Source organism: Pseudomonas sp. Q12-87 (genome assembly GCF_001269755.1).
GTDB classification, from domain to species: Bacteria; Pseudomonadota; Gammaproteobacteria; order Pseudomonadales; family Pseudomonadaceae; genus Aquipseudomonas; species Aquipseudomonas fluorescens_S.
This window is the reverse complement of sequence record NZ_LHVI01000010.1, coordinates 306,389-326,815: the sequence shown is the minus strand read 5'-3', so window position 1 is coordinate 326,815 and position 20,427 is coordinate 306,389. Positions and strand designations below refer to the sequence as shown.

General features: G+C 62.0%; 20 protein-coding genes and 1 riboswitch. Of the genes, 6 read left to right on the top strand and 14 right to left on the bottom strand.

The window, feature by feature from the left end; translation table 11 throughout:
• Positions 1 to 45 precede the first annotated feature (45 nt).
• From AD663_RS06345 to cobO, 6 genes are read right to left on the bottom strand one after another with little or no spacing between them, the layout of a single operon-like run.
• The gene (locus AD663_RS06345) at positions 46 to 1,497 is read right to left on the bottom strand and encodes a cobyric acid synthase (RefSeq protein WP_003179019.1); all 1,452 of its coding nucleotides are present in this window, start codon (positions 1,495 to 1,497) and stop codon (positions 46 to 48) included.
• Positions 1,494 to 2,486 (bottom strand): threonine-phosphate decarboxylase CobD, encoded by a 993-nt coding sequence (cobD, locus tag AD663_RS06340; protein ID WP_003179016.1) that lies wholly within the window; start codon positions 2,484 to 2,486, stop codon positions 1,494 to 1,496. Before cobD ends, AD663_RS06345 begins: the two co-directional genes overlap by 4 nt.
• Positions 2,479 to 3,387: an adenosylcobinamide-phosphate synthase CbiB gene (gene cbiB, locus AD663_RS06335; RefSeq protein WP_003179014.1), complete on the bottom strand. Its 909-nt coding sequence runs from the start codon at positions 3,385 to 3,387 to the stop codon at positions 2,479 to 2,481. Before cbiB ends, cobD begins: the two co-directional genes overlap by 8 nt.
• Positions 3,384 to 4,034: a 5,6-dimethylbenzimidazole synthase gene (gene bluB / locus AD663_RS06330; RefSeq protein WP_003179012.1), complete on the bottom strand. Its 651-nt coding sequence runs from the start codon at positions 4,032 to 4,034 to the stop codon at positions 3,384 to 3,386. Before bluB ends, cbiB begins: the two co-directional genes overlap by 4 nt.
• On the bottom strand, positions 4,031 to 5,443 hold the full coding sequence (locus AD663_RS06325) for a cobyrinate a,c-diamide synthase (RefSeq protein WP_003179010.1): 1,413 nt from the start codon (positions 5,441 to 5,443) through the stop codon (positions 4,031 to 4,033). Before AD663_RS06325 ends, bluB begins: the two co-directional genes overlap by 4 nt.
• Complete coding sequence (cobO, locus tag AD663_RS06320) at positions 5,440 to 6,051, bottom strand: cob(I)yrinic acid a,c-diamide adenosyltransferase (protein ID WP_003179008.1); 612 nt, start codon at positions 6,049 to 6,051, stop codon at positions 5,440 to 5,442. The genes AD663_RS06325 and cobO overlap by 4 nt, the downstream gene beginning before the upstream one ends.
• 80 nt (positions 6,052 to 6,131) lie before the next feature.
• A riboswitch (cobalamin riboswitch) is annotated at positions 6,132 to 6,341 on the bottom strand.
• Between the two features lie 159 nt (positions 6,342 to 6,500).
• Here cobO and AD663_RS06315 point away from each other — a divergent pair.
• Positions 6,501 to 7,085 (top strand): hypothetical protein, encoded by a 585-nt coding sequence (locus tag AD663_RS06315; RefSeq protein WP_053213443.1) that lies wholly within the window; start codon positions 6,501 to 6,503, stop codon positions 7,083 to 7,085.
• Positions 7,086 to 7,191: 106 nt separating this feature from the next.
• Entirely contained in the window at positions 7,192 to 8,502 is a 1,311-nt protein-coding gene (locus AD663_RS06310; RefSeq protein WP_053213442.1) for a sorbosone dehydrogenase family protein, read from the top strand.
• A 145-nt stretch (positions 8,503 to 8,647) separates the two neighbouring features.
• Here the strand turns inward: AD663_RS06310 and AD663_RS06305 are convergent, their stop codons facing one another.
• From AD663_RS06305 to AD663_RS06285, 5 genes are all read right to left on the bottom strand, one after another.
• Positions 8,648 to 9,181, bottom strand: coding sequence for a C40 family peptidase (locus AD663_RS06305; RefSeq protein ID WP_003179003.1), 534 nt, complete (start codon positions 9,179 to 9,181; stop codon positions 8,648 to 8,650).
• A gap of 165 nt (positions 9,182 to 9,346) precedes the next feature.
• Positions 9,347 to 9,973: a C40 family peptidase gene (locus AD663_RS06300; protein ID WP_003179001.1), complete on the bottom strand. Its 627-nt coding sequence runs from the start codon at positions 9,971 to 9,973 to the stop codon at positions 9,347 to 9,349.
• Between the two features lie 212 nt (positions 9,974 to 10,185).
• A complete protein-coding gene (gene hda, locus AD663_RS06295; protein WP_003178999.1) occupies positions 10,186 to 10,890 on the bottom strand; it encodes a DnaA regulatory inactivator Hda in 705 nt (234 codons plus the stop codon).
• A gap of 169 nt (positions 10,891 to 11,059) precedes the next feature.
• The gene (locus tag AD663_RS06290; RefSeq protein WP_003178997.1) at positions 11,060 to 12,133 is read right to left on the bottom strand and encodes an AI-2E family transporter; all 1,074 of its coding nucleotides are present in this window, start codon (positions 12,131 to 12,133) and stop codon (positions 11,060 to 11,062) included.
• A 30-nt stretch (positions 12,134 to 12,163) separates the two neighbouring features.
• Positions 12,164 to 13,213 carry a DUF2066 domain-containing protein gene (locus AD663_RS06285; RefSeq protein WP_003178995.1) on the bottom strand — a complete coding sequence of 350 codons (1,050 nt, stop codon included), beginning with the start codon at positions 13,211 to 13,213 and terminating at the stop codon, positions 12,164 to 12,166.
• 365 nt (positions 13,214 to 13,578) lie between these two features.
• On the opposite strand from AD663_RS06285, the gene purM reads away from it, so the two are divergent.
• The 4 genes from purM to AD663_RS06265 all read left to right on the top strand — a co-directional run bounded on the left by purM (position 13,579) and on the right by AD663_RS06265 (position 16,494).
• A complete protein-coding gene (purM, locus tag AD663_RS06280; RefSeq protein ID WP_053213441.1) occupies positions 13,579 to 14,637 on the top strand; it encodes a phosphoribosylformylglycinamidine cyclo-ligase in 1,059 nt (352 codons plus the stop codon).
• Entirely contained in the window at positions 14,637 to 15,287 is a 651-nt protein-coding gene (gene purN / locus AD663_RS06275; RefSeq protein WP_003178991.1) for a phosphoribosylglycinamide formyltransferase, read from the top strand. The genes purM and purN overlap by 1 nt, the downstream gene beginning before the upstream one ends.
• Positions 15,288 to 15,295: 8 nt before the next feature.
• On the top strand, positions 15,296 to 16,009 hold the full coding sequence (locus AD663_RS06270; RefSeq protein ID WP_003178990.1) for a DUF3108 domain-containing protein: 714 nt from the start codon (positions 15,296 to 15,298) through the stop codon (positions 16,007 to 16,009).
• Positions 16,010 to 16,299: 290 nt separating this feature from the next.
• Entirely contained in the window at positions 16,300 to 16,494 is a 195-nt protein-coding gene (locus AD663_RS06265; RefSeq protein WP_003178988.1) for a hypothetical protein, read from the top strand.
• Between the two features lie 126 nt (positions 16,495 to 16,620).
• Here the strand turns inward: AD663_RS06265 and AD663_RS06260 are convergent, their stop codons facing one another.
• From AD663_RS06260 to relA, 3 genes are all read right to left on the bottom strand, one after another.
• Positions 16,621 to 17,160, bottom strand: a complete 540-nt coding sequence (locus AD663_RS06260) for a DUF2058 domain-containing protein (protein WP_003178987.1) — start codon at positions 17,158 to 17,160, stop codon at positions 16,621 to 16,623.
• 26 nt (positions 17,161 to 17,186) lie between these two features.
• Positions 17,187 to 18,020, bottom strand: coding sequence for a nucleoside triphosphate pyrophosphohydrolase (gene mazG, locus AD663_RS06255; protein ID WP_003178985.1), 834 nt, complete (start codon positions 18,018 to 18,020; stop codon positions 17,187 to 17,189).
• Between the two features lie 129 nt (positions 18,021 to 18,149).
• The gene (gene relA, locus AD663_RS06250; RefSeq protein WP_003178984.1) at positions 18,150 to 20,396 is read right to left on the bottom strand and encodes a GTP diphosphokinase; all 2,247 of its coding nucleotides are present in this window, start codon (positions 20,394 to 20,396) and stop codon (positions 18,150 to 18,152) included.
• Between the last annotated feature and the right edge of the window lie 31 nt (positions 20,397 to 20,427).

The following is a 20,427-nucleotide window of genomic DNA, read 5'->3' as shown; positions in this document are numbered from 1 at the left end:
CCCCTGTGGGAGCGGGCTTGCCCGCGAAGAGGCCAGTCAGCCACCCTAAATCCCACAAAGCTGACGCAACAACCCAATGTCCAAATGCCGTTCCACCAGATCCGCCAGCCGCTCGATATCGCGCTCGCGCAAGCCGTGGTAATCCACCGCCTGCACATCCTGCAACCCGGCCCAACGCAACAACGCGCTGCTGGCCTGGGGCGACTCGAACAGCCCGTGGAGATAGGTGCCGAAAATCTGCCCATCGAGGCTTTGCGCGCCGTCGCAACGACCGTCGTCCAAATGAACCGCCGCCTGCTCTAATGCCGGGCCCGAGGTCACGCCCGCGTGAATTTCGTAGCCGCTGACCTCGGCGTTTTCCAAGGCCAGGCGCCCGCGGACATTACGCAGTTGTTTCTCATGTTCCAGCGTCGTTTCGAAATCCAGCAGAGCCAGGCCAGCACTGGAACCCGCCGCGCCTTCCAGCCCCAGAGGGTCGTGGACCTGCTGGCCGAGCATCTGCAAACCACCGCAGATGCCCAGCAACTTGCCGCCGTAGCGCAGGTGCCGTTGGATCGTGGTTTCCCAGCCGTTGGCGCGCAGGTAGGTCAGGTCGCTGCGCACGCTTTTCGAACCGGGCAGGATGATCAGGTCGGCCGGCGGGATGGGCTGGCCGGGGCCGATGAATTGCAGGTCGACCTGTGGGTGCAACCGCAACGGATCGAAATCGGTGTGGTTGCTGATGCGCGGCAGCACCGGAACCACCACCTTGAGTACCTGCTCGGCCTTGTCGGCCTGGCGCTGGTCGAGGCCGTCCTCGGCTTCCAGGTGCAGGTCCATCACGTAGGGCAACACGCCCACCACCGGTTTGCCGGTGCGCGCTTCCAACCAATCCAGGCCCGGTTGCAGCAAGGCGATGTCACCGCGAAAACGGTTGATGATGAAGCCCTTGACCCGCGCTTGCTCGCTGGGCGACAGCAACTCCAAGGTGCCGACCAGATGGGCGAATACCCCGCCGCGATTGATGTCGGCGATCAGCAGCACCGGGCAATCCACTGCCTCGGCAAAGCCCATGTTGGCAATGTCACCGGCACGCAGGTTGATCTCCGCCGGCGAGCCGGCGCCCTCCACCATCACCACCGGATAGGCCGCACTCAGGCGTTGATGGGAAGCGAGTACCGCTTGCATCGCGATGGCTTTGTAATCGTGATAGGCCACGGCGTTCATGGTGGTGACGGCGCGGCCATGGATGATCACTTGGGCGCCCGTGTCGCTGTTGGGCTTGAGCAGCACCGGGTTCATGTCGGTATGCGGTTCAAGGCCGGCGGCCTGGGCCTGCACGGCCTGGGCGCGACCGATTTCGCCGCCGTCGGCTGTCACGGCGCTGTTGAGCGCCATGTTCTGCGGTTTGAACGGCACCACGCTGACACCCTGGCGCCGAACCCAGCGGCACAACGCCGTAACCAGGGTACTTTTGCCGGCATCGGACGTGGTGCCTTGCACCATCACTGTGGTCATTGGATGTCCTTGGTGTAGGCCTCGAGCGCCTGTTCGAGACGCAGGAACTCGGCGTCATCAGCCGGCAGCCCGAAGCGCAGGCTGCTGTTGTGGACGAACAAGCGCAGGAGAATGCCGCGCTGGGCCATGAAATCGTGAAGCTCCTGGGCCTGATCCGTGACCAGCCATTGGAACAGGCCGCAGCCGCCCTGGGGTTTGAAACCGTAGCGTTCGAGGATCAGCGCCAGGCGTTGACTGCTGGCTTCGCAGCGTTGTCGCTGGCGGACTTGGGCAGCGGTATCCAGCAGGCAGGCCTGGCCCAGCACCCGGGTCGGCCCGCTGACAACCCACGGCCCGACCTGTTCGGCGAGTAACTTGAGCAAGCGACGCTCGGCCAATACAAACCCTAGGCGCACCCCGGCCAAGCCAAAGAACTTGCCAAACGACCGCAACACGATCAGCCCGACCTGATGGGTTTGGTCCGCCAGGCTGAGGTGCGGCGTAACGTCCATAAAGGCCTCGTCCACCACCAACCAGCCGCCGCGTTGGGCCAAACGGGCGTGCCAGTCCAGCAAACGCTCGGGAGTCAGGCTCAGGCCGGTGGGATTGTTCGGGTTGACCACCACCAGTACGTCGAGGCTGTCGAGAAAGAAATCCACCTCCGCTTCCAGCACTTCACGCACGATGTAGCCGGCGCGGCGCCAGGCTTCGGCGTGCTCGGCGTAGCACGGTGACAAGACGCCAACCTTGCCCGCCCGGCGCAGGCGCGGCAGCAATTGGATCGCCATCTGCGAACCGGCCACCGGCAATACCTGCGCCGCGCCGTAATAATCGCAGGCGGCGTGCTCCAGTCCGTCATCGGTTTCCGGCAGGCGTGCCCAGGCGCGCAACGGTATCGTCGGGACATCGAACGGCCAGGGTGCCAGGCCGCTGGACAGATCCAGCCAATCGGCTTCGGCAATGCCGTATTGCAAGGCCGCGTTGCGCAAGCGTCCGCCGTGCTCAAGCATAAAACTCAGCTCCCAGGCAGAGAATCAGCAACCACAACCATACGCCGCGCTGGACCAATTGCCAGCCGCGATCAATGGAGTCCGCGCTCGCCGGCACGCCTTCGCCCAGCGGCGGACGTTGGTGCAGTTCACCGTGGTAAACCGCCGCCCCGCCCAACTCGACACCCAACGCACCAGCACCGGCGGCCATGACCGGCCCGGCATTGGGGCTGTCCCAGGTCGGACCCTGGGTGCGCCAGCACTTGAACGCCAGGCGGGTTTTGCCGAGCAACGCGTAGGTCAACGCCACCAGGCGCGCAGGGATGTAATTGAGCACATCGTCGATCTTGGCCGCCGCCCAGCCGAAGCGTTCGAAACGTTCGTTGCGGTAACCCCACATGGCGTCGAGGGTATTGCTCAAGCGATACAGCACCACGCCAGGCGCGCCGGCCACCGCAAACCAGAACAGCGCGGCGAACACCGCATCGCTGCCGTTCTCCAGCACCGATTCGGTGGCGGCGCGAGCCACGGCGGTTTCGTCCAGTTCCGCGGTTTCGCGGCTGACCAGGTAACCGACACGCTTGCGTGCTTCGTCCAGATCCCCGCCGCGCAGCGCCCGTGCCACCGGCTCGACGTGTTCGCCGAGGCTGCGCAGGCCGAGGGCGCAGTACAGTGCGAGAATCTCCACCAACCACCCAACCATCGGCGCCCAGGATAAGGCTGTGGCGAGCAAGGTCAGCGGCAGCACGGTGATGATCCATGCCGTCACGCCATGACTGCGCCAGCCACGTCCGCCGGCGTTGAAGCGTTGTTCGATGCGTTCGGCAAAACCGCCGAATGCTACCAATGGATGCCAACGCCGGGGCTCGCCCAGCAACGCATCCAGCGCCACCGCAGCGACACTGAGCAACGCGACGCTCATGGGCGCACTCCCCAATGGTTTTCATAGAGCAACTCATTCAGCGAACGCGGCTGCGCCCAGCCTTCCAACGCGAGCATTGGCGCCGGATAAAAACCTTCGACCGGGCCGAGGCACAATATCGCCAGCGGCTTGGCGCCGGCGGGCAGGCCCAGCAGGTCAGCCAGGGCCTGGGGTTCGAACAGAGACACCCAGCCCATTCCCAGCCCTTCAACGCGGGCGGCCAGCCATAGGTTCTGGATCGCACAGGACAGCGAGGCCAGGTCCATTTCCGGCAACGTCCGGCGACCGAAGATGTGCCGCTCGCGGTCATCCATCAACGCCGCCACCAGCACTTCGGCGCAGTCGTTGATGCCTTCGACCTTGAGCTTCATGAACTCATCGCTGCGCTCGCCCAAGGCCTCGGCGGTGCGGATGCGTTCTTCTTCCACCAACTGCTGGATGTTTGCGCGTAAAACCCGGTCGCTGATGCGGATAAACCGCCACGGTTGCATCAGCCCTACGCTGGGTGCCTGGTGCGCGGCCTCCAGCAATCGGCGCAGCAAGGCCGGTTCAACCGTGCCGCCGGTGAAGTGGCGCATGTCACGGCGTTCGGCGATGGCGCGGTAGACCGCGTCGCGTTCGGCCTGGGGGAAGGCGTTGTCGGTCATGGCCGCTTCGCGAGCAAGCTCGCTCCCACACTGGATTGCGTTGCACTTGAGATCACAGGGTCCCTTGTGGGAGCGAGCCTGCTCGCGAAGGCGGCCTCGAGGTCAGGCGCAAACAGCGCGGCAATCGCCCTGGGATTGGATGGAAAATAAAAATGCACATAAGAAGCCGTCATTCGCCCTTGCCGGAAAACCGCCTCTGCGCCACGCCCGCCATTAGGGCTATGGCCACGGGCAATCGGCTCAAGCTCGGTGCTGGTCAGCGAATGATGATAAGTGTGCCCACGCAAGGTGCCTTCCGGCAGATCCACTGCTTGCAGGGCCAGGGCCGCCAGACGCTTTTGCATCTGCGCATCGCCGGCGAGCAAGCCCAGCAGTTCGGCGCGGGTGCCCTCGACGTCGGTCAGGGAATCGAGCAGATACAACATGCCGCCACATTCGGCGAGCAAGGGTTTATCCGCTGCATGATGGGCACGGATCGCCGCCAGCATCGGTGCGTTACCGGCCAGCGCCACGTGGTGCAGTTCTGGGTAGCCGCCAGGCAGATACAGGCTATCGGCTTCGGGTAATGCGCTGTCATGGATCGGCGAGAAAAAGCTCAACTGCGCGCCCATCGCCCGCAGCAGATCCAGGCTCGCGCCATAGGTGAAGGCAAACGCTTCGTCCCGGGCCACGGCGATGCGCACACCGTCGAGCCATGGCTGCGCGGTGATCACTTCGGGGGCGGCGAATTCGACCGCGGGCGGCAGCGCCACTTCGCAACTGCCGGCCAACGCATCGGCTGCCGCGTCGAGGCGCAGGTCGAGGTCGTTCAACTCGCTGGCCTGCACCAACCCGAGATGACGGCTGGGCAATTCGATGCCGGTTTCCCGGGACAACGCGCCGTACCAGCGCAAGCCTTCGGTCAGGCTGCCTTCGAGCAACTGTGCATGGCGCAAGGTGCCGACCCGGTTGGCCAAGACCCCGGCGAATGGCAAGTCAGCTTGATAACGCGCCAGGCCCAAAGCCAGGGCGCCGAAGGTTTGGGCCATGGCCGTGCCATCGATCACCGCCAGCACCGGGACGCCAAAATGTCGCGCCAGATCAGCGCTGGACGGAGTGCCGTCGAACAGCCCCATCACCCCTTCGATCAGGATCAGGTCCGCTTCGCCGGCGGCTTCCCACAATAGTCGGCGACTTTCCTGCTCGCCAACCATCCACATGTCCAATTGATAGACCGGCGCGCCGCTGGCCCGCTCCAGAATCATCGGGTCGAGGAAATCCGGGCCGCACTTGAAGACACGCACCTTGCGTCCCTGTTTGCGGTGCAAGCGGGCCAGTGCGGCGGTGACGGTGGTCTTGCCTTGCCCCGAGGCAGGCGCCGCGATCAGCACCGCCGGGCATTGGCGGTTCGCCAGGGAAGCATCACTCACAATTCGACGCCTTTCTGCGCCTTGATTCCGGCCTGGAACGCATGCTTGATCATGCCCATTTCAGTCACCGTGTCGGCCAATTCGATCATTTCCACCTTGGCACCGCGCCCAGTCACCACCACGTGCTGCATCGGCGGACGGGCCTGCAAGTCGCTCAAGACCTGATCGAGGTCGAGGTAACCGTGCTTGAGGGCGATGTTGAGTTCGTCGAGCACCACCAGGCCGATGCTTGGGTCGCTCAGCAATTGCCGCGATACCGCCCAGGCCGCTTCGGCGGCGGCGATGTCACGCTGGCGGTCCTGGGTTTCCCAGGTGAAGCCTTCACCCATGACATGAAAATGCACCTGTTCCGGGAAGCGCCGGAAAAACAACTCCTCACCGGTGCTGTTGCGCCCCTTGATGAACTGCACCACGCCGCATTGCATGCCATGCCCCATGGACCGCGCCAGCATGCCGAACGCCGAGCTGCTCTTGCCCTTGCCGTTACCGGTCAGCACCAGCAACAGGCCGCATTCGTTCGGCGAATTGGCGATGCGCTCGTCGATCACGGCTTTTTTGCGCAGCATGCGCGCCAGGTGGCGTTCGTCGCGATCAGACGTATCGGTCATGGGGGAGCTCTCCGTTGGGATTGGATAACGGCGGGCGGGCACAAAAAAAGACGGCAGCAAGCCTGGCATCGCCCACCGTGATGCCGTTGGATGAGTCAGGCCGGTCTCCGGGCTCATGAGCGGCGGGATGCCGAGCTGCGCGCCTTCCCATGTCCGCGACACAGTGGCGTAGGCGCAGCGTTGACTCATTTACCGTTGCGGGGGCAGCGCCGGGTTCGTGTGCACTCACCGGCTTCCCTGTTTCACTCTGTCGACCGAGGCCACAGAGCACCTGAAACAAGCCGCGAAGGTTAGAGGGTTGGGGGTGGAGCGTCAATTAAAGCTGCCACAGGCCCAGCGCCGATTATTGGCCGGGATCAATGGAATGACGCCAATCTTGTGTCACGCTGGCGGAAGTGATATCAAAGAGACACTACGACCCGATATCACAAGAACAAGAGGGCAAGGTTATGCAAGGCATGATCATCAGCAACCCAAAACTGGAATTCCTGCGTCCAGTGCTGGAACGCTGGTTTGACTGTATCGACCGCTACAACGCCGTGCGCGGCGATAACGACACGCCCTACTGGTTCGATGAAAGGACCAACCTCGGCCTGTTGTCGGCCGCCGCCTGGATGGCCGAGATGGTCACGTTGCAAAGCGCCCCGACCCGCAAGCAGAACGAGGAAGGCGAACGCAACGTCAGCGCCGACCTGGTCATCGCCAGCACGGAGGAACGCGCCTTTATCCAGGCCACCCAGCGCTGGCCCAAGGTCAACCAACTGAACCTGACCCAGCCTTTGCTGGAAGTCACCAGCGATGCCAAGCGCATCAGCTATGCCAGCGACTTGAAACTGGGTTGCCTGTTCGTCGCGCCGCAAAAAGTCCAGCAGAGCGCCACGCCAGAGGAACTGCAGGACATGGTCGACGACCTGCAGAAGGAAACCACCTGTGCCGTGGCCTGGTACTTTCCCTATGCCTACCGGAAATTGCGCAACGAGGCCGGCCACTATCACCCAGGCGTCGCCGTGCTGTTCAAACAGGCCCACGGCTGACTCGCTCCCACAAGGTTTTGCCTGGCAAACTGGCCTACCCGCAGTTGAACCATCGCGCGTCTACGCTTCTCTATGAATAACCACATGCATTCATAGGGAAGCCAGCATGCTCAAGCCATCCCATCTCTTGATCGTCACCCTTGCCGCAGGACTTGTCGCTTGCGGCGAGTCTTCCCGCCTGAAAGTGTCCGATGGCACCGGCCCCTCGCCGAAACTGCCCGAACCGAACAAGACCCTGATCCCCACGGTGAATATTGCCGAAGCCGTCGGTTGGCCCCAAGGCGCCAAGCCAACCCCGGCCCAGGGCCTCCAAGTGGAGGCATTCGCCGAAGGGCTGGATCATCCACGCTGGCTCTACGTACTACCCAATGGCGATGTGCTGGTGGCCGAGACCAACGCCCCGCCCAAACCGGACGATTCCAAGGGCATTCGTGGCTGGGTCATGAAGAAAGTCATGGGCCGCGCCGGCGCCGGCGTGCCCAGCCCCAATCGCATCACGCTGTTGCGCGATGCCAATCACGACGGCATTGCCGAAACCCGCACCGTGTTCCTGGAAAACCTCAACTCACCGTTCGGCATGACCCTGGTGGGCAATGACCTGTACGTGGCCGACACCGATCGGCTGATCCGCTTTCCCTACAAAGACGGTGAAACGCAGATCAAGGCGCAACCGACCAAGGTCGTCGATTTGCCGGGCGGGACTATCAACCACCATTGGACCAAGAATGTCATCGCCAGCCGCGATGGCAGCAAGCTTTATGTCACCACCGGCTCGAACAGCAACGTCGCGGAAAACGGCATCGAGGCTGAAGAAGGTCGCGCGGCCATTTGGGAAGTGGACCGTGCCAGCGGCAGCCACCGCATCTTTGCCTCGGGCCTGCGCAACCCCAACGGCCTGGCCTGGGAACCCAGCAGCGGCGCGTTGTGGACGGCCGTGAACGAGCGGGATGAGATCGGCAGCGACCTGGTGCCGGACTACATCACCTCGGTCAAGGACGGGGCTTTCTATGGCTGGCCCTATAGCTATTATGGGCAAAACGTCGATGTCCGGGTCGAGCCGCAAAACCCGGCCCTGGTGGCCAAGGCCATCGCCCCGGATTACGCAGTTGGGCCCCACACGGCCTCACTGGGCCTGACCTTCGCCGAAGGCAGCCACTTGCCGGCACCGTTTACCGAAGGGGCTTTCATCGGCCAGCACGGCTCCTGGAACCGTAAGCCCCACAGTGGTTATAAGGTAATTTTCGTGCCCTTTAGCGGTGGCAAACCCGCAGGTGAACCGGTGGATGTGCTCACTGGATTTCTGAACGCCGACGAGAAAGCCCAGGGCCGGCCGGTGGGCGTGGTGATCGATAAACAGGGTGGGTTATTGGTGGCCGATGACGTGGGGAACAAGATTTGGCGGGTGTCGGGAAAATAACCCACCCTTGAAGACTCGAGGATGAGCCCGGTGGCGAGGGAGCTCGCTCCCGCTGGGCTGCGAAGCGGCCCCAAGCATCTGGCGATTGCTGCGCAACCGAGCGGGAGCAAGCTCCCTCGCCACTTCAGCCTCTGTAGCGGCTTTTTCAGGGATTGCGCGCCAGATGCTCCGGCTGCAACACCCGCTTGGCGCTCAGATAGGCTTTCTGCCAGTAAGCCTTGGACAAGCTGTCGAGCTTGACCGTGCCACCGGTGGCTGGCGCATGGACAAAACGGCCTTCACCGACATAGATCCCCGCGTGGCTGACCTGGGAACCGCCGTTGGTGGCAAAGAAGATCAGGTCCCCGGTCTGCAGCGCTTCCTTACCCACATCCGGGGCGCGCATGCCGATCATCTCGCGGGTGGACCTCGGCAAGGTAATACCTGCCGCATCACGGTAGACATAGCCGATCAGGCCACTGCAATCGAAACCCGAATCCGGCGTGTTACCGCCCCAGCGATACGGCGTCCCCACCAGGCCCAGCGCTCGGAAAAGCACATCTTCGGCAGCAGGAGAAAAAGGTTGCGAGGGGGCAAAGACCACCGGAGCCCGCACCGGCGCAGGCGGCGGGGTGCGGCTGGCACAGGCGCTGAGTAGCGCGGCGAGGAACACAAGAGCGAGGCGGGCCGACGTCGACATATGCAGAACAATCCTGATCTGGATGCGGCTTTTTTGCCGTGGAGATGGAAACAAATCCGCCCGCGTAATACGCAGGCGGATTGCCATCAATCAATGATCATGGATTCTAGCGGCTATGTCGCAAACTTCAAGTAAGACTTTAAGTTTGCCTTACAAACTGTGGGCTTACTTGCGAGCCGTCATCACAGTCGGTGCCATCGCGAGGGCGCGCTTGGCTTCGATGAAGGTCTTGTTCCAGTAGGTGTCGCCCAGGCTGTCGATTCGCACGCCACCGCTGCGGCGGCTGCTGGAATGGATGAACTGGTTGTCACCCAGGTAGATCCCGGCATGGCTGACGCGACCGCGACGACCATTGGTGCTGAAGAACAGCAGGTCACCGGGTTCCAGTTGGTTGCGCGCAACCAGCGGAGCGTTAACGTTGATCATTTCGCGAGTCGAGCGCGGCAGGTTCATGCCGGCCTCTTCGCGAAACAGATAACCGATGAAACCACTGCAATCGAAACCGGCTTCAGATGTACCGCCAAAACGATAACGGGTACCGATCAACGACATGCCCCGCTCCAGAATGCTGTCGGCCAGCACTGGAAGCTGATAAGGCTTGCTGCCGGCGAAGGCGGCCAGTTCTTTGTCGGAGGCCATTTCTTCCTGGAACGCAACGGAGGAAGACTGGGCGGTAACGGAGTTCTTGACCTGTGGTTGTTGCTCTTGCTGGGACACTGGGGAGTGGGCAGCGCAACCGAACAACAGGGTAACGAGTGCGAGAGGCACGAGGGGTGCGAAGCGATTTAGCATGGGCACGACCGTGGCTGAAGTAGTAAAGATGGCGAGACTATGCCTTCTATCAACCTCATTTGCAAATTCAATCGATGCAAATGTGACTTCTCGGTTTTACGTTGCCATCTAAGCGCTTAAACCCGTTTTGAAGATCACGCAGCCTGCAGCCCAGCAGGACCGCGGCTTTTGCCGTGTCCGGAGCAGGCTAAGAGCCACTATCTATTACTGTTCTACCAGCCCAGGGTTTCTTTCAAAAAAGGAATAGTCAGCTTGCGCTGGGCCTGAAGCGAGGCCTGATCGAGGCGTTCGAGCAACTCGAACAGAGCGCTCATGCTGCGGGTGCCACGGGTGAGGATGAAATGCCCGACTTCATCGGTCAGGTGCAGGCCACGTCGGGAAGCGCGCAACTGCAATGCGCGGAGTTTGTCTTCATCGGATAACGGGCGCATCTGGAATATCAGCGCCAGGGTGAGCCGGGACTTGAGATCCGCCAGCTTCACCGGTAACTCCCGCGGCGACGTCGAGGCAGCAATCAGCAGCCGCCGACCGCTGTCGCGCAGCCGGTTGAACAGGTGAAACAGTGCTTCTTCCCAATCAGCCTTGCCGGCCACCGCCTGGAGATCGTCCAGGCAGACCAGTTCGTACTGTTCGAGGTTGTCGAGGATTTCAACGCCACGATCCAGCAATTCGGCCAATGGCAGGTACACCGCCGGTTCGCCCAGTTGCTCGAACCGCAGGCAAGCGGCCTGCAACAGGTGCGTGCGCCCTACCCCGTCCTTGCCCCATAGATAGATCAGGCTCTCGGTCCAGCCGGCGTCGGCTTCGCAAAGCCGCTCGACATAGCCGAGTGCAGCGGCATTGGCGCCTGGGTAGTAATTGATAAAGGTAGCGTCATCACGCAGACGCACACCTAGGGGCAGCTGAATCGGTTTCATGCTGACTGAACAGTTCCAAAGGAACCGTTAGTGGCCTCTGTGTAAAGTTCGCAAAGTTTATACCCGTGACACGGACCGCACAATGCGCCGGACCACGAGTAAAATCAAAGGTTTGCAGCAGCAAGCGAACGGAACGTCGGTTTCCCTGACGCCCCGCCGGCGATTTGCCCTACAAGTCAGGGTCTTCGGCGCCACTATAAATGTCCGAATCCTTGTACAGATCGTGCATATGGCGCACCAGTACCATGATGACCGCCGCCACCGGCAGCGCCAGCAGGATCCCGGTGAAACCGAACAACTCGCCGCCCGCCAGGATCGCAAAGATTACCGCCACAGGGTGCAGGCCAATCCGATCACCCACCAGCAACGGCGTCAGCACCATGCCTTCCAAGGCTTGGCCGACCATGAACACCGCGACGATTCCGATCATTGGATACAAGTCGCCGCCAAACTGGAACAACCCGGCGATCAACGCCGCGCCGATGCCAATCACAAAACCCATGTACGGCACGATGGCCGCCAGCCCGGCGATCAGGCCTATCAACAGCCCCAACTCCAGCCCCACCAGCATCAGCCCCGCCGCATAGATGAAGCCCAGCGCCAGCATCACCAGCAACTGCCCGCGCACGAACGCCCCCAGCACCTCGTGGCACTCGCCGGTCAGGGTCATGATCCGTTCTTCGCGATTGCGCGGCAGCAGACTGCGGATCTTGGCCATCATCAGGTCCCAGTCTCGGAGCAGATAAAAGGCTACCACCGGGATCAGTACCAGGTTGGCCAGCCAGCCGATCAGCGCCAGGCTCGACGCCGTGGCCTGGCTCAAGACCACGCCAACGATGTCCGTGGTCTGGCCCATGTGCTCGCTGATGGCGGCCTTGACCTTGTCGAACTTCCAGAAGCCGTCCGACAGCCCCAGCTTCGACTGCACCCACGGCACCGCGCTGTGCTGCAACCAATCGAGCATCTGCGGCGCCAATTCATACAGGCGCAACAGTTGCTTGGCGAGCATCGGTATCAACACCAGCAACAGGGCGCCTACGATCAAGGTGAATAGCGCGAAGACCGTCACCACGCCCCAGGTCCGCGACAAGCCGAGTTTTTCCAGGCGATCCACCACCGGGTCGAACAGATAGGCCAACAGCAACGCAACCAGAAATGGCGTCAGGATCGGATGCAACAAATAGATGAAGGCGAACAGCAGGGCGAACCCACCCAACCAGAACCAACGCCGCGTATCGCCCATGAACCACTCCTGGCTATATAAAGAAAGAAACTACCAGTGGAACCGCAAATTGGCGGTCGGCGCCGGTGTCGCCGGGACCGAGCCATCGGCGGCCGGCTGAGGCGCTGGCGTCGGCGCAACGGCCTCGCCGGCAGGGATTTCCTGCAGCTTCGCCAGGGCCAGTTGCGCCTTCAATTGCTCGGCGCTGCCGTTGACCCGATAGAAGACCCGGTCACCCTCAACCTGTTGCAACTGCCCCGAAAACGGCTCGAGCAATCGACCCAGCGCCGCGTAACGCTCGAAATTCATGCCCTGCACCTCCAGCGTCTGCTCCGTGGCCACGCCCGGCTTGGCGACAAAGCGCGGTGCCAACCGTTGACTCACCGCCAGCATCACCGCATCGGCCAGGGCTGCAGCATTGGCGCCCTGGGCATTGCCTTGCTCGCGCTGGTCGCCCAGCCACAGGCGCCAGGTGCCTCGCCACTGGCCGCCCTCTTCCTTGGCATGGACCGCCAGCAAGGCATCCGCCGCGTATCGCTCCGAGGCATCGCGCAATGGCGCCGGGTCGCTGCCTTCAAGGTTGGGCGCGGTGGCGACGATCTGTTCGCTCAAGTCGGCCAGCGGCAGGTGCAGCGCCAGGCCCCGGTGCTGCGCGGCGCGGCGCAATGGCGTGGCGCTGGCCTGGCCGTCACCCACCAGGCTGGAGCCTTCGGTCGAGTCGTTCAGCCACCAGCCCAGGATCGATGGCCGGTTCGCGCTCCACAGCGACAACCCCGCCGACCGCAAGGCCCGGTCGGTGCTGGCCGGATCGAAGTCCACCTTGAGGCTTTCCGGGGGGCCGGCGTCGTAGCCGTATTGAAGAATGATCTGCTGCGGATCCTTGCGGATCGCCGCCAGGCCGGGATTCTGGGCGGCCTTGGCATCGCCGGTCAGGCGCAGCACCAACGTGTCCAGGGCGCGCAGCGTCGCCTGGTTACGCTCCTCCGGGGTCTGGTTACTGACCGGTTCGAGTACCTGATAAAGCCCATTGAGGGTTTCGGCATGGCTCGCCAGGCTGATCAGCGCCAGGCAGCCCACAGACAAGAATTTGAACAGACGCATGGAAGATTCCCGGACATAACGGCTGGAACAGGCCGTGTGAAGAAAATTGAGCATGGCTGTGACCACGGCACCCGGCAAAACATTCACACGCCCGGTGCAAGTTTCGCACTGTCATCACCATAGTCGCTTACCGCTACACCTTATACAGACGCGCTGCGCAGTACCAATATAAGAAATATCGTTTTTTTTCCGAGGATATGTCCCTGCCCGTCGGCGCGAGGATGGCCGCTGCCCCTCAAGCCTGATAAAATCGCGCGCCTTCGCAGACCGGCAACGGCTGGGCACCCGGAATAATCCGTACAACGGCTATTCGACGGTTCCGGCGGTCGGTCGTTACCCAGAAATCCCCCCTAAAGGCCTGGATCATGAGCAAGCAACCCTCCCTGAGCTACAAGGACGCCGGTGTAGACATCGACGCCGGTGAAGCATTGGTCGAACGCATCAAGAGCGTCGCCAAGCGCACTGCGCGCCCGGAAGTCATGGGCGGCCTGGGCGGTTTCGGCGCCCTCTGCGAGATCCCGGCCGGCTACAAACAACCCGTGCTGGTCTCCGGCACCGACGGCGTCGGCACCAAGCTGCGCCTGGCCCTGAACCTGAACAAGCACGACAGCATCGGCATCGACCTGGTGGCCATGTGCGTGAACGACCTGGTGGTCTGCGGCGCCGAGCCGCTGTTCTTCCTTGACTACTACGCCACCGGCAAGCTGAACGTCGACACCGCCGCCCAGGTCGTGACCGGCATCGGCGCTGGCTGTGAACTGTCCGGCTGCTCCCTGGTTGGCGGCGAAACCGCAGAAATGCCCGGCATGTACGAAGGTGAAGACTACGACTTGGCCGGCTTCTGCGTCGGCGTCGTGGAAAAAGCCGAGATCATCGACGGCTCGAAAGTCGCCGCCGGCGATGCCCTGCTCGCCCTGCCGTCTTCCGGCCCGCACTCCAACGGCTATTCGCTGATCCGCAAGATCATCGAAGTCTCGGGTGCCGACATCGAGAACACCCAGCTCGACGGCAAGCCACTGGCCGACCTGCTGATGGCCCCGACCCGCATCTACGTCAAGCCACTGCTCAAACTGATCAAGGACACCGGCGCCGTCAAGGCCATGGCCCACATCACCGGCGGTGGCCTGCTGGACAACATCCCGCGCGTACTGCCAAAAGGCGCCCAGGCCGTGGTCGACGTGGCGAGCTGGACCCGCCCGGCGGTGTTCGACTGGCTGCAAGAGCAAGGCAACGTCGATGAAACCGAGATGCACCGCGTGCTGAACTGCGGCGTGGGCATGGTGATCTGCGTGGCCCAGGAGCATGTCGAGACCGCCCTGAACGTACTGCGTGAAGCCGGCGAGCAACCTTGGGTCATCGGCCAGATCGCCACCGCCGCCGAAGGCGCTGCCCAGGTCGAGCTGAAAAACCTTAAGGCGCACTGATGTCCGCAACCTGTGACGTCGTGGTGCTGCTGTCCGGCACCGGCAGTAACTTGCAGGCCCTGATCGACAGCACCCGGACCGGCGACAGCCCGGTCCGTATCCGCGCGGTGATCTCCAACCGCGCCGATGCCTACGGCCTGCAACGCGCCCGGGAGGCGGGTATCGACACCCGCGTCCTGGATCACAAGCTGTTCGATGGCCGCGAAGCCTTCGACGCCGCGCTGATGGAACAGATCGACACTTTCAATCCGCAACTGGTGGTACTGGCCGGCTTCATGCGCATCCTCAGCGCCGGCTTCGTGCGTCACTACCAGGGCCGCCTGTTCAATATCCATCCCTCGCTGCTGCCCAAATACAAAGGGTTACACACTCATCAGCGGGCCCTGGAGGCCGGAGACACGGAGCACGGCTGCTCCGTGCACTTCGTCACCGAGGAACTCGATGGCGGACCACTGGTCGTACAGGCAGTAATACCGGTAGAGTTGCACGACACGCCGCAAAGCCTGGCGCAACGGGTTCACGCCCGCGAGCACCAGATCTACCCGATGGCCGTGCGTTGGTTTGCCGAAGGACGGCTGACCCTCGACGATCGCGGAGCCTCACTGGACGGCCAGTTACTCGCCGCCAGCGGCCATTTGATTCGATACTAGGAGATTTTATGCGTCGCGCCCTGCTCTTCGCTTGCGCTCTGCTTGCCTTGCCCCTGGCACAGGCTTCGGAACTTCAACCGTTCTCCGCCAGCTACACCGCCGACTGGAAACAGTTGCCCATGAGCGGCACCGCCGAACGCAGCCTGACCAAGGAAGCCAACGGCACCTGGAAGCTGAGCTTCAAGGCTTCGATGATGATCGCCAGCCTGACCGAAGAAAGCACCCTGACCCTGGACAAGGACACCTTGCTGCCACAGTCCTACCACTTCGAGCGCGGTGGCCTGGGCAAGGCCAAGAAGGCCGACCTGGACTTCGACTGGAACACCAAGATGGTCACCGGCACCGATCGTGGTGACGCGGTCAAGCTGCCCCTGAACCGTGGCATGGTTGATAAATCCACCTATCAACTGGCCCTGCAGCATGACGTGGCGGCTGGCAAGAAAAGCATGAGCTACCAGGTCGTCGATGACGGTGAAGTCGATACCTATGACTTCCGCGTGCTGGGCTCGGAAAAGGTCGACACCAAGGCCGGCCAGATCGAGGCCATCAAGGTCGAACGCGTGCGCGATCCGACACAAAGCAAGCGCATCACCGTGCTCTGGTTCGCCAAGGACTGGGATTATCTGCTGGTGCGCCTGCAACAGGTCGAGACCGACGGCAAGGAGTACAACATCATGCTCCAGGACGGTACGGTCAACGGCAAGGCTGTGAAAGGCAGCTGACCGACGCTGTTTATCAAGAAGCCCCGCAGATGCGGGGCTTTTTTATGCCCGGATCTTCAAGCCCTCCCACAGGGTTTTGCATGAATTCAAGGGTTGCCTACAAACCATGAAATTTTCTTCACAAACCACACCTGCGACCAAACGCCGCGCATAGCCTGACCTGCAGGATTGCTGCGATTTTCATGAAAACTTCTTAACGGGCCCAGGCATTTACTTAGCACGCTATCCAAATCTATAACAAAGGCCTGCACACGCCTTGCTGCAGATTAAAAGATTGGAGAGTTTGCAAGATGACTGTGAAAGTAACTGAACGCGACGACTCCCATATGTCCCACGAAGGCATTGCCGCCGGTATCCGGATCTGGGATGTGCATCAACAGGATTTGCTGGTAGGGATGTTCCACTCCGAGACGGATGCCCAAAGCTACAAGGCTGAGCTGGAGCGCGAAGAGAGGTTGCGCTCGCGAGAAATGGCGGAGTCCTGAATGACACGAGGACCCTGTGGCGAGGGAGCTTGCTCCCGCTGGGCTGCATAGCAGCCCATTTTTGTGAGCGCTTCGCACTCAAGCGGGAGCAAGCTCCCTCGCCACGGGTTGTTTCAGGTTGTTGGCTTACCACATCAAATCATCAGGAATCTGATACGCCGCGTACGGATCATCAGCATCCACTTCTTCAGTCTGTGTGTTGAGCTGGACGATGCGCTGAGGGTCGCGCTCCTGGATCTTCAGGGCCGCCTCCCGGGGGATCACCTCGTAACCACCGGCGTGGTGGACGATCGCCAGCGAGCCGCTGCTGAGCTTGTTGCGCATCAGCGTGTTGACCGAGATGCGCTTGACCTTCTTGTCGTCGACAAAGTTGTAGTAATCCTCAGTCGTCAGCTTTGGCAAGCGCGAGACTTCGATCAATTGCTTGACCTGCGCGGCCCGGGCCTTCTGTTCGGCCTTTTCCTGCTGCTGACGGTTGAGTTCCTGGTCGCGCTTGACCTTCTCAGCCATAGCTTCCTGGGCCGCGCGTTGCTGGGAGTCATCCAGTTCGACTTGGCCTTTGTGGGCCAGGCGCTGCTGCTTCTGTTTCTCTTTGCCGACCTGCTTGGCCTGCTTTTGGTTGACCAACCCTGCCTTGAGCAGTTGATCGCGAAGGGAAAGGCTCATGGTGCTTACTCACTTAGGCAACGGCCTCAGCCACAGCTGGGCAAATTCTTTTCCTGACGTTTGGCTTCGCCCCACAAGGCGTCCAACTCTTCGAGGGTGCAATCTTCCATGGGACGGTGGGTGTCGCGCAATGCCTGTTCGATAAATCGGAACCGTCGCTCGAACTTTGCGTTGGCGCCACGCAGGGCCGTCTCGGGGTCGACTTTCAGATGGCGAGCCAGGTTCACCACGCTGAACAGCAGGTCGCCCACTTCGTCATTGATGGCCGCCACGTCGTTGTCCGCCATGGCTTCGAGCACTTCGTCCAACTCCTCGCGGACTTTATCGAGCACCGGCAGCGGACCTGGCCAATCGAAACCAACCTGCCCCGCACGCTTTTGCAACTTCGCCGAACGAGACAACGCCGGCAGCGCGCCGGGCACATCGTCGAGCAATGACAACTGTTCGGGCGCCGAAGCTTTCTCGGCCCGCTCCTGCGCCTTGATCTCCTCCCAGCGCTGCTTGACCTGCTCTTCGCTCAGGCGCGGGATATCCACAGGCGCATACAGGTCACCGGTAGGAAACACATGGGGATGACGACGGATCAGCTTGCGGGTGATGCTATCGACCACGCCGGCGAATTCGAAGCGGTTTTCTTCCCGGGCCAACTGGCTGTAATACACCACCTGGAACAACAGGTCGCCCAATTCACCCTGCAAGTGATCGAAATCGCCGCGCTCTATGGCATCGGCCACTTCGTAGGCTTCTTCGAGGGTATGGGGGACGATGGTCGCGTAGGTTTGCTTGATGTCCCACGGGCAGCCGTACTGCGGGTCTCGCAGGCGGTTCATCAAATGAAGCAGGTCTTCGAGGCTATACATCAAATCCGTCTCATCACACAAAACCCTGTGGGAGCGGGCTTGCTCGCGAAAGTGGCGTATCAGACAACATTAATGTCGACTGACACATTGTCTTCGCGAGCAAGCCCGCTCCCACACTTAGTCATGGGATCACCCTGGCGTCCGGTTACGCCGGGTCTCGATGATGTTCGGCAACTGGGAAATCCGCCCCAGCAACCGCCCCAGTGCATCCAGGCCCGGAATCTCGATGGTCAGGGACATCAGTGCGGTGTTGTCTTCCTTGTTCGAGCGGGTGTTGACCGCCAGTACGTTGATCCGCTCGTTCAGCAGCACCTGGGACACGTCACGCAGCAGGCCGGAGCGGTCGTAGGCACGAATGATGATGTCCACCGGGTAAGTGAGCACCGGCACCGGGCCCCAGCTGACCTGGATGATCCGCTCCGGTTCACGACCGGCCAACTGCAGCACCGAGGCGCAATCCTGGCGGTGAATGCTCACGCCACGGCCCTGGGTGATGTAGCCGACGATCGCATCCCCTGGTAACGGCTGGCAGCAGCCGGCCATCTGGGTCATCAGGTTGCCCACGCCCTGGATCTGGATATCGCCGCGCTTGCCCGGCTTGTAGCCAGTGGCCTTGCGTGGGATCAGCTCCAGTTGCTCGTTGCCACGCTCCGGCTCCACCAGTTGCTGGGCCAGGTTGACCAACTGCGCCAGGCGCAAATCGCCGGCACCGAGGGCGGCGAACATGTCCTCGGCGGTCTTCATGTTGGCTTTTTCGGCCAACTTGTCGAAATCCACCTGCGGCAGGCCCAGGCGGCCGAGTTCGCGTTCGAGCAGGGTCTTGCCGGCGGCGACGTTCTGGTCGCGGGCCTGCAGCTTGAACCAGTGGACGATTTTCGCCCGCGCCCGCGACGTGGTGATGTAGCCCAGGTTCGGGTTCAGCCAGTCGCGGCTTGGCGTACCGTGCTTGCTGGTGATGATCTCGACCTGCTCACCGGTCTGCAGGCTGTAGTTGAGCGGCACGATCCGCCCGTTGATCTTCGCGCCACGGCAGTTGTGGCCGATCTCGGTGTGGACCCGATAGGCAAAGTCCAGCGGCGTCGCGCCCTTGGGCAGGTCGATGGCGTGGCCGTCGGGGGTGAAGATGTAGACCCGGTCCGGCTCGATATCGACCCGCAGCTGTTCGGCCAGGCCGCCGATATCGCCCAGCTCCTCATGCCACTCCAAGACCTGGCGCAACCAGGAGATCTTCTCTTCGTAGTGGTTGGAGCCGGACTTGACGTCAGTGCCTTTGTATTTCCAGTGGGCGCAAACCCCCAGCTCGGCTTCCTCGTGCATGGCGTGGGTGCGGATCTGCACTTCCAGCACCTTGCCTTCCGGGCCGATCACGGCGGTGTGCAGCGAGCGGTAGCCGTTTTCCTTGGGGTTGGCGATGTAGTCGTCGAATTCCTTGGGAATGTGCCGCCACAAGGTATGGACGATCCCCAGCGCGGTGTAGCAATCGCGCATTTCCGGAACCAGCACGCGAACGGCACGAACGTCGTAGATCTGGCTGAACTCCAGGCCCTTGCGCTGCATTTTGCGCCAGATCGAATAGATGTGCTTGGCCCGGCCACTGATGTCGGCTTCAACGCCGGTGGCCTGTAATTCTTCACGCAACTGGGTCATTACGTCGGTGATGAAACGCTCGCGGTCCAGGCGTCGCTCATGCAACAGCTTGGCGATCTGCTTGTACTGGTCGGGCTCCAGGTAGCGGAAGGACAAGTCCTCCAGCTCCCATTTGATGTGACCGATGCCGAGTCGGTGGGCCAACGGGGCATAGATGTCGAAGACTTCCCGGGCGACGCGATTGCGCTTCTCGTCATCGGCGGATTTCACCGCCCGGATCGCGCAGGTCCGCTCGGCCAGCTTGATCAGGGCGACGCGCACGTCGTCGACCATCGCCACAAGCATCTTGCGCAGGTTTTCCACCTGGCCCTGGGTGCCCAGGACCATGGATTGGCGCGGGCTGAGGCTGGCACTGATGGCGGCCATGCGCAGCACACCGTCGATCAGCTTGGCGACCACGGTGCCGAAGCGCTGGCTGACCACCGGGAGCTGGATCTGGCCTTCGCGTACGCCACGGTATAGCACCGCCGCCACGAGCGAGTCCTGATCGAGCTTGAGGTCGGCGAGGATTTCGGCGATTTCCAGGCCCGTCTGGAAACTCGAGGTGCCTTCGGACCAGAGGTTCTTCGCCGCGTTGTGTTGCTGCTCCGCCTCGCGAGCGAATTCGCAGGCCTGCTTCAAGGCTTCGCGATCCAGTGCCAGGTCGATACTGACGGCGTGATCGAGCCAAGCCTCGAGATTGATACTGCCGTCGGTGTTGATCGGCTGGTGTGCTCTCACCTGTACCATCGTTACTTACCTTCCCTACGACGCAGATTCA

What these genes read in the sequence shown, in the direction of transcription:
- AD663_RS06345 (WP_003179019.1), bottom strand. Translation starts at nt 1,497, where the DNA reads ATGACCACAGTGATGGTGCAAGGCACCACGTCCGATGCCGGCAAAAGT.
- cobD (WP_003179016.1), bottom strand. Translation starts at nt 2,486, where the DNA reads ATGCTTGAGCACGGCGGACGCTTGCGCAACGCGGCCTTGCAATACGGC.
- cbiB (WP_003179014.1), bottom strand. Translation starts at nt 3,387, where the DNA reads ATGAGCGTCGCGTTGCTCAGTGTCGCTGCGGTGGCGCTGGATGCGTTG.
- bluB (WP_003179012.1), bottom strand. Translation starts at nt 4,034, where the DNA reads ATGACCGACAACGCCTTCCCCCAGGCCGAACGCGACGCGGTCTACCGC.
- cobO (WP_003179008.1), bottom strand. Translation starts at nt 6,051, where the DNA reads ATGACCGATACGTCTGATCGCGACGAACGCCACCTGGCGCGCATGCTG.
- AD663_RS06315 (WP_053213443.1), top strand. Translation starts at nt 6,501, where the DNA reads ATGCAAGGCATGATCATCAGCAACCCAAAACTGGAATTCCTGCGTCCA.
- AD663_RS06310 (WP_053213442.1), top strand. Translation starts at nt 7,192, where the DNA reads ATGCTCAAGCCATCCCATCTCTTGATCGTCACCCTTGCCGCAGGACTT.
- AD663_RS06305 (WP_003179003.1), bottom strand. Translation starts at nt 9,181, where the DNA reads ATGTCGACGTCGGCCCGCCTCGCTCTTGTGTTCCTCGCCGCGCTACTC.
- AD663_RS06300 (WP_003179001.1), bottom strand. Translation starts at nt 9,973, where the DNA reads ATGCTAAATCGCTTCGCACCCCTCGTGCCTCTCGCACTCGTTACCCTG.
- hda (WP_003178999.1), bottom strand. Translation starts at nt 10,890, where the DNA reads ATGAAACCGATTCAGCTGCCCCTAGGTGTGCGTCTGCGTGATGACGCT.
- AD663_RS06290 (WP_003178997.1), bottom strand. Translation starts at nt 12,133, where the DNA reads ATGGGCGATACGCGGCGTTGGTTCTGGTTGGGTGGGTTCGCCCTGCTG.
- AD663_RS06285 (WP_003178995.1), bottom strand. Translation starts at nt 13,213, where the DNA reads ATGCGTCTGTTCAAATTCTTGTCTGTGGGCTGCCTGGCGCTGATCAGC.
- purM (WP_053213441.1), top strand. Translation starts at nt 13,579, where the DNA reads ATGAGCAAGCAACCCTCCCTGAGCTACAAGGACGCCGGTGTAGACATC.
- purN (WP_003178991.1), top strand. Translation starts at nt 14,637, where the DNA reads ATGTCCGCAACCTGTGACGTCGTGGTGCTGCTGTCCGGCACCGGCAGT.
- AD663_RS06270 (WP_003178990.1), top strand. Translation starts at nt 15,296, where the DNA reads ATGCGTCGCGCCCTGCTCTTCGCTTGCGCTCTGCTTGCCTTGCCCCTG.
- AD663_RS06265 (WP_003178988.1), top strand. Translation starts at nt 16,300, where the DNA reads ATGACTGTGAAAGTAACTGAACGCGACGACTCCCATATGTCCCACGAA.
- AD663_RS06260 (WP_003178987.1), bottom strand. Translation starts at nt 17,160, where the DNA reads ATGAGCCTTTCCCTTCGCGATCAACTGCTCAAGGCAGGGTTGGTCAAC.
- mazG (WP_003178985.1), bottom strand. Translation starts at nt 18,020, where the DNA reads ATGTATAGCCTCGAAGACCTGCTTCATTTGATGAACCGCCTGCGAGAC.
- relA (WP_003178984.1), bottom strand. Translation starts at nt 20,396, where the DNA reads ATGGTACAGGTGAGAGCACACCAGCCGATCAACACCGACGGCAGTATC.